Consider the following 12964-nt stretch of genomic DNA (forward strand, 5'->3'; position numbering starts at 1 on the left):
TTTAGTAATCTCCATGGAGCAGTTCATTGATAACGGATAAAAACCTCACTTTTTCAAAACCACTTTTTTCCATGTACACATCAGCCCCGACTGCAATACCGTGTGCACGGTCTTCTCTGGTATCAAGTGAAGTGACCAGTACTACGGGCAGGTAGGAAAGTCTTGAATCGGCCCGGATTTTTTCCGTGAGTGTAAAGCCATTCATGCGGGGCATGTCCACATCTGAGACGACCATATCAAACTTATCCTCCTTAAGCATTGCGAATGCTTCCATACCATCGCGTGCGGTCACCACTTCGTGGCCTCCCTGCTCAAGTATGTTAGCGAGAAACATCCGGGAAGTGACAGAATCCTCAACAACAAGCACACGTCCGGAAATCACATCGTGCTGCTCTGCATACGGTACCGGAAGGTCTGTTTTTATCGCTTCCTGGATCAGCTCAATCGGGTCAAGTACAATGGCTATGGTTCCGTCCCCGAGAATTGCTGCCCCCGTGATGCGTTTTACCCTGCGCAGCTGACTGCCAAGAGGTCGCACAACGATCTCCTGGACCTGGAGAACCTCATCCACCATACAGGCAATCTGTCCCGCCCCGTAGGCAATGATAATAATCGGTACCTGTGCAGGTATTTCCGGGGTGCGGTGATATTTGCTGATGCCGAGAGCATCTGTAAGCCTGATGATACTGATGATTTCTCCCTTGAGGGTTATTGTTGGCCGGTTATCATGGAAGACAATGGCATCTGGTTTTGTCCTGAATACCTGCCGGACCTGCTGCATGGGAAGGACATACCGGTGACTACCGGATCGAACAACCACTCCCCGGAATGTGGCAAGCCTTACCGGGACTCGCAAAGTGATACTGGTCCCTTTCCCTGGTTGCGAGGCAAGGATCACATTTCCGCCAAGACGCGTTACGGTATCTTCAACAATTGCAAGACCCAGGCCCCTTCCGGAGATATCCGATACATCGGGTTTTACGGAAAGCCCGGAGCGGAAGACCAGCCATAGAGCCTCTTCATCGGTAAGTTTTCCGGCCTCACGGGCTGTGATGATCCCGTTTTTTACTGCCGCGGTTCGCACATTATTACAGTCGATCCCGGCTCCATCATCTGACACCTCGATGCCGACTTTGCTGCCTGACAGGGGGGCGATACGGATACGGACCATTCCTCGCGCAGGTTTGTGTTGTTCTTCCCGGATATCGGGATACTCAATCCCGTGATCGATACTGTTGTTTATCAGGTGCATCAGTGGATCTTTAAGCGATTCGAGGATACGACGGTCCATCTCAATCGCTTCACCTTCAATAATGAGATCGACATTTTTTCCTGTATTTCGTGAATATTCCCGAACAAAACCTGAGAATGGCAGCAGGATTTCAGCAATAGGTACCAATACCGCATCATGGATAAGATCAGATATCTCTGATGTGCTCGTTTCGAGTGCAGACCGGTCAAGTTCTGTTGCACGGATATGAGCTCCCAGATCATGCCTGAGATAAGCCATGAATTCCCGGTCATATTCTAAGAACTCAAGCATATGGCGTAGCGGGACGATAAGATCCGGAGGAAGTGTGGTTTTTTTAGTGTCAGTGATGGCTTCCCGGAGTAAATAAAGATCTGATGAAACCATGGCGTGGTTCCAGCGCCACTGGGAAAACCGGGTCATCATCTCTTCAAGCTCCCGCATCCTGTGAGTGATGAAGAGCCGTGTTGTAAGGAGATCATCAGAACCTGCGATAAGACGGTCGAGTTTATGTGCCGAAATCCTCACCGTGGCACTGCTACCGGTTCTTGGATACTGCCCCTCGTTCTGGATAGTCGGTGGAACAGGAAACAATCCTGATGCTACAGGTTTGGTTTTACCAGTTGAACTCTCCGGAAAAGAGCCACTATCATGGGGAGTATCCCGTTCCGGGCCCGTTGAAGCGACAACGCGGATGACGGGGGATGTGTTGAGAAATGTATTTTTATTATCTCTCTGGCTGGTGTCCGGATAGTGTCCCGCACTCTTTTTTGGGGCAATCAGTCCCCTGATGGCCAGTATGACTTCAGCAGAACTGGGTTGTTGAGCCTGGGCACCCTGCAAATGTATCCGGATAACCTTTACCGCATTGTGGAAAATATCAAATGCGTCAGCATCAGGTGAATATCCCCCGTTCTTGATGGTGGCAAAGACATTTTCAAGATTCTGGCACACCAGTTCGATCTCTTTTACACTGACTGCCCGTGCAGCTCCTTTCAGGCTGTGGATTGTACGAAAAACCTTCTCGGTCACCTTCCCTACGGTTTCCGGTCCGGTCTTCTCCATCTCAAGAAGGCCTTCGGTAATGGTATTTACGTATTCCTCTGCCTCTTCTCTGAATGTGGCAAGGAGTTTTTTCCTGAATTCATCATCCTGACCGGTCATGAGCAGGGAATATCAGACATGGTACTGAACGGTGAGTTTCTTTAAGCGCACACCCAGTTCATGCAGGTCTTCTGCCGTCTTTTCTGCTTTCCGGGTAATTTCGAGATTTTTCTGCGCTGCATCCCGGATCTTTTCCATGGCAAGTGAGATCTGGTCAACACCGGCAGCCTGTTCCTGGATGGATGAAGTAATTTCAATTGCTTCGCGCGAAGAGTCAGCAATCGAACGAGTAAGCACTTCGATTGCCTCCCGTGCATCGGAAGTCAGCCTGACTGCATCCGCAACGGAACGGGTTCCCTGCTCGGTAGATACCACCGTTGAAGAGACACCCCGCTGGATATCGGTTAAGATCGTGCGGATGTTTGCCGTTGCCTGTTTTGATTGCTCTGCGAGGTTGTGAATCTCATGGGCAACTACCGCAAAACCTTTCCCGAAATCACCGGCTTTTGCCGCTTCAATGGATGCATTAACTGCAAGGAGGTTGGACTGTTCCGATATATCGGTTACCGTTGCAATGATCTCCCCGATGGCCTGGCTCTGTTCAGAGAGCTTGATGACACTCATTCCGATGGTATCCATCTGCCGCTGGATGTGGTTCATCCCATCGAGAATCTCCTGCACGGATTTCTGGCCTTCACCGGAAACGGTTATGGCTTTCATCGCTTTTTCCGACACGGATTTTGACTTGAGAATCACAATGTCGGTCTTTTTCCTAACGCCTTCTACGGTATCTGATGTGTCATTGACGGTACTTGCCGTCTGGGAGCTGGCAGTTGCGAGTTGGGTAGTTACCGTCAGGATCTCGCTTGATGCCGAGGAAAGGACGGAGACCCCTTCGTAGAGTTCCTCATTGATCAGTTTCATTAAGCGCTGGAGCTCGATACCGATCGTGTTGAGTGCATCCCGGTAAGCAACAAATTCACCCGCTACCGGTATCTTCTCATCAAACCGGGCAGTAAAATCACCGGATGCATAGAACCGGGCCAGGCGCATGGCCTCGTTCACCGGCTCGGTGATCGTTTCAAGGGTCTTATTGAACCCGGCGATGATCATCCGGTACCCGCCCCTGAATGCATTCTCATTCCCGCGAACGGAAAGGTCCCCGGCCCTTGCAGCATCGGTAAGTTTGATCGTCTCTTTGTGGAGGTGGTCCAATGAATCAACCATCATCCTGAGTGCAGGACGGATCTCATCGCGATCATCAACCGGCTCAGCAAAGGCTTCGATATAATCCCCTTTAGCAATCTTTTTGATATTCCCGACGACATTGGTCTGGAGATCATCGGCAAACTCATCCATGGTTGCGGCCATGATCCCAATCTCATCCTGTCTTTTAATATTGAGACGTGCAGAAAGGTGGCCGTTCCTGAGTTCCTTGATCATGACCACTACCGACTGAAGTGGACCCGATATTGAACGACCAAAGAGAATTGCAATGGCTGCACCAATGGCCATCGATGCGATCATCAGGGCGAAGATGGTATTTCGTATGGTATCAATGGGCCCGGTGAAATCCGAGAGCTCAGCGCGTGATACAATATACCAGTCAAGAGGTTCATAATATGTGTAGGCATCAAGGACGTTCATCCCGTCTACTTCATGGGGAACTGCACCTTCCTTGTTCCTGAACATCTGTTTAACATAATCCTTATCTGCCCAGTTCTGCCCTTCCGAGCTTGGATGGACCAGCACATTTCCCGCGCTGTCAATCACATACATGTAGCCATTCTTACCGACAATGGTCTCCCGTATACTCTTCTTGACCACGTCGAGGGTCTGTCCTTCTTCTGTTCCCACGAATAGAACGCCAATTACCTTTCCGCTGGGATCTTTGATCGGCTCATAAGCTGTGACGTAATTTTTCCCAAACAGGTCGCGTCTTCCATAGTACGTAACATCATCGTTCACGGTCACTTTATAGACATCATCAGTCAGGCGGGTTCCGACTGCACGCTTCCCATTCGTATCCAGAACATTGGTTGAAATGCGGACCGCGTAACTGTTATTGTATACCTGGAAAACGGTTGCAGCTCCCCCGACCATTGCCTGCACCTGGTCGACCGTCTCGAAGTTATCATTGACCACGTAACGGTTGCCCCTGCTGTCGATTAAGGTCATTTTGTCATTAATGACTTCAGGCGTGCCCTTGCCATAGAAATTCTGTTTTGCCACATTGAGGTCACTGTTGACCTTATTGCGGGTCAGCTTGTAGACATCATTGGTCCATCCTTTCATATCCCCGACCTGAGTTTCTAACAAGGCCTGGGTCTGTTCACTGATAACGCTGCTTGAGCTGGTATACGCGACCAGCCCGAGCAACAGTGTCGGGATGATTGCCAAGAAAAGACAGATGACGAGAATCTTGGTCCCGACTTTCATATTGGAAAAAAACTGCATACTATCCTTAACCCTTCCAGTACCCGTTCACAACTTGGTAATGAATAGACTGATCGCATATATTTTAAAAGTACTGATATTGTTCACTAACCCCTCTCATTTTATTACGGTGCAACAGAGAGTGGAATGTGGGTAGAGTGTAAAATGAATGGGAAACGTCAGGCAGCAGTCTCATCGACAAGCATACGGGTATCGGTAAGGAGTGCAGCCCCATCCAGCACAATAATGCCGTCGACAACTCCTAAAATAAAAGGATCGGCACCTGTGGGTGGGATCGTTTTTGGTGCAGCGGGTATACTGGCCGGTATTGTGGCAATACCGGTGATATAATCGGCAAGGATGCCAAAGGTCATTGTTCCGTTAGTGACCACGATAACCCGGTTTAAATCAGTAAGACCTCTGTCATAGACGGAGAAGAGCGCCCGGAGATCCACGAGTGAAATGATCTCTCCTCGTATTGCACAGATACCAGAGATATATTCAGGTGTCCCCGGGACCGGCGTAATACCCCCGGTAAGGACCACTTCCCGGACATACTTCATACTGATAGCATATTCCTGGTAGGCAAGCCGGAATTTCAGTACCTCGATTCGTTCAATTCCCCGGGATCTGGCTGCTGGTTGTGAGAGTTTTTGTGCCCGTTCTGCAAGGATTGCAGTAACTCTTCCCGTCTCCTCTTCCCCGGTATCCTCAAGGGGACTGACCTTCCTTGCCGGGAGGGCAATATGGATCTGTTCAGGATTGGGACACTTCAAAAAACCTGCCAGATTATGAATGATGACCAGTCCTTCGGACGTAATGGTCATATCCGGCACAACAGATTCGCCTGTCGGTGTGGATGTATCTTCCTTGGTGAGGCGGGTATCCGGACTGATGCCGGATGTCTCATCAACCCAGAGAGCAACGCAATCGGAACCCGCCTTTGTTACAATCAGGACATCAGAAAGGCGGGGTTTTCTGTTGGGAAATCCAAGAAGCATCCGGATCTGGTAGACCGGCACCGTTCGGCCATGGAGGTTGATCACACCGGCAATCCCAAACCCCCCTTCGGATTGAGGAGTTACCAAGACCATTCGCTCGACAAACACCGTCTTTCCTACCGTGATTGCACAAGAGATCCCTTCAACCGAAAACTGCAACAGGGTCGTCGTACCGCTTCACCCGATAATCCCTCATTGGTGCTGATGTAATAAAAGTGTAGAGGAAATGAAACCTGCAAGTAATTCTGGTAATACACGGCAGTACCACTCAGAATTTTAAGGAGTTGTTTTTTATTGTTTTTTGTTAAGGGACAGAAGCGAGGGGTAATCGTTATGCAATCTCAATCTATGTGACCCTAAATGGTGTGAATAATCTTATAAAAATCCTGGGGACCCTTTTGGTCCTTGTCGAAAAACGAGTGGACTGGGCGGGAATTGAACCCGCGGCCTCTCCCATGCCAAGGGAGCGATCTACCACTGATCTACCAGCCCGCTTCCTAACTAGTAGGATGCCATAGGTTAAAAGAATTGTTTAAGTCTTACGAAAAAGGACGATGGTTTCTACGAGTGATACCACTGTTTTTATACATTGTATCAACTGTTGCAGAAATCTAAAAAAATTTATCCGGGAATTATTAAAAATAAATGACAGAATGCATGTCTACATGGTAACCGTCACACGTCTCCATTTTAATGCTAAATTCTGGGACTATGAAAAAGGGATTCCCCGGAGATTATTATTCCAATAATGGGGGATTGTGTATTGGGAGAAGTGATTGCGCCAGTCGCAAGCGGGCATCCCCCATTTCCGATCTTTTCACGATCCTGCCGTTATTTATAAATTGTTCAATCAACGGGTGTGTATTATCCGGTTGTTTCTGGAGGACGGGTAATACCATATGTTCTCCTGAGGGCATTGCATACACCTGTTTTTTCCCGCTCCTCTTACCCCGTTTTGCTTTTACTTCTCCTCCAATCTCCACAATATCCATGGCAAAGTCAATCACCGGCGCATTTGCAATGGATCCCCCGACACCGAATGCATCCACAATATCGCGGTACGCAATAATTTCCTCCCGTGTAACACCCCCCGACAGGAAGATCTTCACGCTGGAATACCCGTGTGCATCGAGTTCCCAGCGGACTTCTTCGATTATCGATCGCATATTGCCCCGCCTTGAACGAGGCGTATCGAGCCTGACTGCGGTCGCGCCGCATTCAGCTGCCCGCAGGGATTCAGATTTTTCATCACAGTACGTATCGGATAGCATGATCCGCGGGACGTCTGCTGGAGCGTGCTTGTCAAACGAGCGCCATGCTTCTTCTGGCTTGTCGTAGCACATCACAAACGCGTGCGGCATGGTACCGACAACGGGAATTCCCTCTGGTGCACAGGTATTGGAGACTCCGTCCACCCCGCCGATCCATGCCGCCCGTTCGATCATGCGGGCGATTGCCGGATGCTGCCTGCGGGAGCCAAATGAGTAAACCGGACGGTCATGAGCGGCGATCTTGATATGAGCAGCAGCAGTTGCAATGCCGGAGGCGTGGCAGAGGAACCCGAGAATCGCTGTCTCGAACCGGCAGAAATCCCGGTATTTCCCGGATATTCTCAGCACCGGCTCATTTTTATAAAAGACAGCGCCTTCCGCCATTGCATCAACCGTTACCGGCAATCCTTCGAGCAGCGCGAGCACATCTGAGAGCCCGCAGAAGACCGACCACGAGTCGGGAAGTGCGGATGCCGTAACTTCCATTACCACTTCCGGGTTGATCCCCTCTGCCTTGAGCGTCTCTTCTGTGCGCTCAAAATAGATGTCCGTGCATTCTCCGTTACGGATCGTCTCATCGCTGACCGTATCGAACATACCCATATGAGATGATGGTGCTTTTGAGGAATTTACGCTTGTGTAATGTTCTTTGAAAATTCGCTAAATATTAGTGTCACCCGCGACAACCATTCTCCAGCGCAGGTAATGCATGCAGTCTGTATCGAATACGTTTGCCGGTAAACCGTTCTCATGGAACGGAGGATGGTGCTGATGCTCGGCATTATCGGGGGCACAAGCCTTCTCTTCTCTGAGCTGCCGGAGCTTCAGAAACGCCGGGTGCACACGCCGTTTGGCAACGCGGAACTCCTCTGTGGGGATATTGTGATGCTGATGCGCCACCAGCAGGGGCTCCCGCCACACAGGATCAATTACCGGGCGAACATGGCCGCGCTTGCAATCGAGGGTGTGGACCGGATTATCGCATTTGGATCCACGGGGTCCTTAAACCGCGAGATTGCACCCGGCTCGCTCGTGATCCCGACCGATTACGTGAGCATGACCGATATCCCTTCGATCCACGACCATGCAATCGAGCATGTGCTTCCCGTCATATCTGAAGATCTTTCAAAAATGCTCGCCTCCCACATACCCGGAGCCCGACACGGCGGAGTTTACGTGCAGACAAAAGGCCCCCGGTTTGAGACCGTTGCCGAAATCCTTGCCTTGTCACGGGTCGCCGACCTTGTGGGGATGACAATTGCCTCTGAAGCCACCCTTGCCTGTGAACTGGGCATGGATTTTGCCGCACTCTGCACGGTAGATAACTATGCAAACGGTCTGGCTGACGGGATATTGACTTTTGATGAGATTCTTGAGATCTCGCGGTCATACCGGCACCGCACCGCAGAACTGGTAAACACAATAATCAGTCATATGGCATGAGACTGAATGGTGATGATTATGGAAAAAATGGACAATATTTTCAATAAACGGCAATCGATCCTGATTGCGAATGTGATGGTGAATGGAAAGTCTGTAGATATTTTTGTTGATGATGGTGGTGCTATCGCTGCGGTCGGGGAAGGTGTACGGGGACCGCACAAAGGTGAAGCAGATCTGGTGATTGACGGGGATGGTGCGATTGCACTTCCCGGTCTTGCCAACACCCACACTCATGCGGCCATGTCACTGCTCCGCGGGTATGCGGATGATATGATCCTGCAGGACTGGCTCAGCCAGAAGATCTGGCCGCTCGAAGCGCACCTGACCGGCAACGATGTGTACTGGGGAACAAAACTGGCGTGTCTTGAGATGATTAAGACCGGTACTACTGCATTCAACGACATGTATTTCATGATGGATGAGGCAGCGCGGGCGGTAGATGAGTCCGGGATACGTGCGGTCCTCTGTTACGGGTTTATCGATCTCTTCAATGCAGAAAAACGTGAGGCGGAGTGCAGGGCAACCGAGAAGCTTGCAGCTCATATCCGTTCGATGAATAATCCTCGCATCAAGGCCGCAGCCGGACCTCATGCAATCTACACCGTCTCTCCTGAAGGCCTGAAGTGGTGTGCAGAGTTTGCCAAAGAGCAGAAGATCGGTATTCATATCCACTTGTCCGAGACAGAAAAAGAGATCAACGATTGTATCGCCCAGCATGGTAAACGCCCGGCAGCGCTGCTGGATGAATGCGGGATTCTCACTCCCAAAACCATTGCCGCCCACTGCTGCTGGCTTGATGATGCGGAGTGTGCCCTGCTCGGAAAACGGGGTGTCTCGGTATCACACAACCCGGCGAGCAACATGAAACTTGCTACCAACCGGGCAATGCCCACCCGCCAGCTTACTGATGCCGGTGCGAATGTCTGCCTCGGTACCGATGGCTGCGCCAGCAACAACAACCTCGATATGTTCGAGGAGATGAAGACCGCGGCACTCCTCCAGAAATTCTTCTGGAACGATCCAACCGTTCTTCCGGCTCCTGCGGCACTTGCAATGGCAACGACAAACGGTGCACGGGCGCTGGGCTTTGGCACCGGGACGCTCACGGTGGGTGCACCCGCAGATATCGTGCTCGTCTCCACCCGCACAGCTTGTAATATACCCCTGCACAATGCTACATCCAATCTCGTGTACTCGTGCAGCGGGGCTGCGGTTGAGACCACCATCTGCGATGGCCGGATACTGATGCTGAACCGTGAGATCCCGGGTGAAGATACGATCCTTGCCGGAGCAGCAAAGGCAGCCCTTGAGCTCGTTGGTCGATCACAACCCGCATAATATGGATCAGACTCGCATGAAAAAGACCGGTTTGTGCCGTGCGATTACCATATTCAGCCTTTTTTTTATCCTTATCTCGTGTATTTCCATCAGTGGCTGCTTGAGCAATCCCGATATTCCGGCTTTTGGTCAGGGTTTTTCTTCCCATTCCGTGGAGAATGATGGCAAACTCTCCGCATATTTCCTTGATGTCGGTCAGGGCGACTCATCGCTCATCATCTTTGGCAATACAACGATCCTGATCGATGCGGGAGAGATTGACAGGGGTGATCGTGTTGTCAGCGATCTCAAAAGGCTGGGTGTGACCCGGATTGATCTGCTCGTAGCCACCCACCCGCACTCCGATCATATTGGTGGCATGCAGAACGTGCTGGACACTTTCCCGGTCGGGCAAGTACTCGATTCAGGTATGCCCCATTCGTCCGTCCTGTATGAGCGATTCTTAGAAACGATCGATAAGAAAAATATCCCCTACAGGGTCGCGGTGAAGGGAGATACGATCGATCTTGACCCGGCCTTGCGGATAGTTGTTCTCTCTCCTCCGGAAAAAAGGTTCGGTGATGACCTGAATACCAACTCCATTATGCAGCGCATATCCTATGGAACAATCAATTTCCTGTTTACCGGGGATGCCGGGGGTGAAGCCGAGACTGCGTTGGTGAAGTCCGGGTACGCGCTTGATGCCCAGATTCTCAAAGTCGGACACCACGGCAGCCTGCATTCAAGTTCACCTGTATTCATTACACGGGTTCACCCGGAAACAGCGATCATCTCGCTGGGGCAGGACAACCCGTACGGCCATCCCCATAAACAGGCCATTGATACGCTTACTGATGCCGGAGCCACGATCTACCGGACCGACCGTGATGGGACGATCCTGGTGAGGAGTGACGGGAACACCTATGCAGTAAAGACCGGGAGGGAAACCGGGGGATTACTTCCCCTGCTTACTCCCTCAGTGCAGGTAACTGAAAAAACGCTCCCTGTTGGATCCTATTACCCGACTCTCCCTCATGAGGTTACCAATATTTCTATCCCCCATCAATCAATTCCTGTACCGCAGATTGGTAATGTAACATCCATAGTGATCAGCGCTACGCAGTTCAATGCTCCCGGGGATGACCGGCAGAACGTGAACGGTGAATGGGTCCGTCTGACCAACCGTGGGACTGATACTGTACTCATAGCCGGCTGGACACTCTCTGACAACAGCCAGGCCACGCTGTATACGTTTCCGGCAGTTGTCCTGGTGCCCGGTGAAATGATCACGATCTTTTCGGGAGCTGGGTCCCTGAACAACACGGCACTCTACATGGGAAAAACAGAACCCGTTTGGGGCAACAGCGGTGATATCGCCATCCTGAAAGACGGGCAGGGAACAATTATTGACCAGCGATCAGAAGGTACACAGCAATGAAGGCAACCATTGACCGGATTGAAGATGATATTGCCGTGCTTATCAGCAGTGAGGATGAACCTTCCCGCATAACCTTACCGGCATTACTGCTACCCCGTGGATCAAAAGAAGGAGATACCGTTACCATCAGTATTGAGCGCTACGAACAGTCGAGTACCGCATCAAAAGATCGGGTCTCATCGCTGATTGATAAATTGAAAAACAAATAATCCGAAAATCTGAAAAATCTTATACCTGTTCTTCTTTTATGGAGGTACCCCTCATGATTGGGGATCGGCCCCCCCGGAGTAAGTATGAGGATTGAGCGTCTGGAAGGAATGCAGGAAAGCCCGGTATTCTGCCGGCTGACGCGTGAGCAATCCCATAACGCAGATGCTGGTTGTGCATTTCGGCATGTTTTTCACTCGTACAATCAAAAGTGAGTATATGACTCAACACCAGCAGTTCGAGCACCATGACCATGCCGGACACAAATGTCGTCTCTGCTCATCGTCCCATGATCCTGATCACAAGGCATCCGTAGGTGGCATCTGTCATGGTTGCGTATATAAGATCCTCATTGTCGTATTTATTGTGATGATTGCGATCTCGTACGTCGCATGGTTTGGCGTACTGTGAGAAATCCCATTATTTTTTATTTTCCCCTTCTTTATGTTCACGTAACCGTGCTCGGATAAATGCCTTATAGTCCTCGAATTCCTCATCGGTGATAAGCCCGCGCTCTTTTAAGGTTCCCACGCGCTCAAGCAGCGAAACTCCCGCTTCAGTCCTTGTATGATCCTGGAGCGTCAGCTCTTTCTGCCGCTCTTCCATAAACCCGGCAGCAAGGATTGCAGAGGGGAGAGCAAGGAGTAAGACTCCCCCGATTGTTACCATGCCGGCAATCGTTTTTCCCCATGGGGTAATGGGAATAATATCTCCATATCCCACGGTTGTTACCGTCATCACTGCCCACCACATGGATGCAGGGATGCTGGAAAACTTGTCCGGTTGGGCGGCATTCTCGAGAAGGTACATGATCGTAGATGCGAACAGGATCTCAAAGACCAGGAAAATTACGAGAATTGAGATGATCTCCCGTTTCTTGAAAACGACACGCTGCAGGAGTTGCAGCGCATCAGAGTGGCGGGTGTAGCGTACCAGCTTGAAGATCGAGAGGAGCCGGAAGATGTGGAGCATGGAATAGTTGTTGGGGAATGCGAAGGGGAAGACGATGGGAATGATCGATATGAGATCGATTATCATGTAAATCCCGGTGGCATAGCGCAGGCGATCTATTAGCCTGCCTGAAAATGTGGGGTTCTGCGTACATGACCAGAGCCGAAGGACATACTCGATTGCAAAAATGGAGGTGCAGATCGAAATGATTGTAAAGAGCTGGATGCGGAAAGAGAGTGGGAGATCCGGTATTGTGGAGATGACCACGGCGATTGTGTTGGCCAGGATGAAGATGGCAAGGAAATACTTCACCACCCGTGCCGTCGGGTCCTCGTTTGGGTAGGTGTTGAGGATCGTATTGACTCGTGTTTTTATCCGGCCATAGCGGGACGGTTCCCCGACGATTTCTTGTGTTTGCTGCGCTGGATTCTCTGCCATCATCGCACCATATGGGCTGGAGATTTTTGTAGGATCACCGACTTAAACCGGTTCATATGTGGTGATATGACGAAGTCCGGGTGGATGGTATTTATAGTGTTCGAGATGT

10 protein-coding genes and 1 tRNA gene are annotated in these 12964 nt (G+C 50.6%); 5 read left to right on the forward strand and 6 right to left on the reverse strand.

All coding sequences use genetic code 11. From position 1 onward, the window contains the following. Position 1 precedes the first annotated feature (1 nt). From WC593_05765 to WC593_05785, 5 genes are all read right to left on the reverse strand, one after another. The gene (locus WC593_05765; GenBank protein ID MFA4824649.1) at positions 2–2413 is read right to left on the reverse strand and encodes a chemotaxis protein CheW; all 2412 of its coding nucleotides are present in this window, start codon (positions 2411–2413) and stop codon (positions 2–4) included. A 12-nt stretch (positions 2414–2425) separates the two neighbouring features. Next, entirely contained in the window at positions 2426–4792 is a 2367-nt protein-coding gene (locus tag WC593_05770; protein MFA4824650.1) for a Cache 3/Cache 2 fusion domain-containing protein, read from the reverse strand. 176 nt (positions 4793–4968) lie between these two features. After that, positions 4969–5949: a chemotaxis protein CheW gene (locus WC593_05775; GenBank protein MFA4824651.1), complete on the reverse strand. Its 981-nt coding sequence runs from the start codon at positions 5947–5949 to the stop codon at positions 4969–4971. A 261-nt stretch (positions 5950–6210) separates the two neighbouring features. Then, positions 6211–6282: transfer RNA gene (locus tag WC593_05780), tRNA-Ala, on the reverse strand. A gap of 245 nt (positions 6283–6527) precedes the next feature. Further along, positions 6528–7664 (reverse strand): nicotinate phosphoribosyltransferase, encoded by a 1137-nt coding sequence (locus tag WC593_05785; protein ID MFA4824652.1) that lies wholly within the window; start codon positions 7662–7664, stop codon positions 6528–6530. 168 nt (positions 7665–7832) lie between these two features. Here WC593_05785 and WC593_05790 point away from each other — a divergent pair, with 168 nt between their 5' ends. The 5 genes from WC593_05790 (at position 7833) to WC593_05810 (ending at position 11877) form a co-directional block, all read left to right on the forward strand. Continuing rightward, complete coding sequence (locus WC593_05790; GenBank protein MFA4824653.1) at positions 7833–8504, forward strand: MTAP family purine nucleoside phosphorylase; 672 nt, start codon at positions 7833–7835, stop codon at positions 8502–8504. A 12-nt stretch (positions 8505–8516) separates the two neighbouring features. Further along, a complete protein-coding gene (locus WC593_05795; protein MFA4824654.1) occupies positions 8517–9842 on the forward strand; it encodes an amidohydrolase family protein in 1326 nt (441 codons plus the stop codon). 16 nt (positions 9843–9858) lie between these two features. Then, complete coding sequence (locus tag WC593_05800; GenBank protein ID MFA4824655.1) at positions 9859–11259, forward strand: lamin tail domain-containing protein; 1401 nt, start codon at positions 9859–9861, stop codon at positions 11257–11259. Continuing rightward, positions 11256–11468 (forward strand): DUF3006 domain-containing protein, encoded by a 213-nt coding sequence (locus tag WC593_05805; protein MFA4824656.1) that lies wholly within the window; start codon positions 11256–11258, stop codon positions 11466–11468. The genes WC593_05800 and WC593_05805 overlap by 4 nt, the downstream gene beginning before the upstream one ends. A gap of 217 nt (positions 11469–11685) precedes the next feature. Further along, the gene (locus WC593_05810; GenBank protein ID MFA4824657.1) at positions 11686–11877 is read left to right on the forward strand and encodes a hypothetical protein; all 192 of its coding nucleotides are present in this window, start codon (positions 11686–11688) and stop codon (positions 11875–11877) included. Between the two features lie 9 nt (positions 11878–11886). Here WC593_05810 and WC593_05815 read toward each other — a convergent pair whose 3' ends face one another. Beyond that, complete coding sequence (locus WC593_05815) at positions 11887–12855, reverse strand: ion transporter (GenBank protein MFA4824658.1); 969 nt, start codon at positions 12853–12855, stop codon at positions 11887–11889. Positions 12856–12964: the final 109 nt, after the last annotated feature.

Origin of the sequence: Methanoregula sp., from assembly GCA_041645435.1 — an archaeon.
Taxonomy (GTDB): domain Archaea; phylum Halobacteriota; class Methanomicrobia; order Methanomicrobiales; family Methanospirillaceae; genus Methanoregula.

What these genes read in the sequence shown, in the direction of transcription:
- WC593_05790 (MFA4824653.1), top strand. Translation starts at nt 7,833, where the DNA reads ATGCTCGGCATTATCGGGGGCACAAGCCTTCTCTTCTCTGAGCTGCCG.
- WC593_05785 (MFA4824652.1), bottom strand. Translation starts at nt 7,664, where the DNA reads ATGGGTATGTTCGATACGGTCAGCGATGAGACGATCCGTAACGGAGAA.
- WC593_05805 (MFA4824656.1), top strand. Translation starts at nt 11,256, where the DNA reads ATGAAGGCAACCATTGACCGGATTGAAGATGATATTGCCGTGCTTATC.
- WC593_05795 (MFA4824654.1), top strand. Translation starts at nt 8,517, where the DNA reads ATGATTATGGAAAAAATGGACAATATTTTCAATAAACGGCAATCGATC.
- WC593_05770 (MFA4824650.1), bottom strand. Translation starts at nt 4,792, where the DNA reads ATGAAAGTCGGGACCAAGATTCTCGTCATCTGTCTTTTCTTGGCAATC.
- WC593_05765 (MFA4824649.1), bottom strand. Translation starts at nt 2,413, where the DNA reads ATGACCGGTCAGGATGATGAATTCAGGAAAAAACTCCTTGCCACATTC.
- WC593_05810 (MFA4824657.1), top strand. Translation starts at nt 11,686, where the DNA reads ATGACTCAACACCAGCAGTTCGAGCACCATGACCATGCCGGACACAAA.
- WC593_05815 (MFA4824658.1), bottom strand. Translation starts at nt 12,855, where the DNA reads ATGGCAGAGAATCCAGCGCAGCAAACACAAGAAATCGTCGGGGAACCG.
- WC593_05800 (MFA4824655.1), top strand. Translation starts at nt 9,859, where the DNA reads ATGAAAAAGACCGGTTTGTGCCGTGCGATTACCATATTCAGCCTTTTT.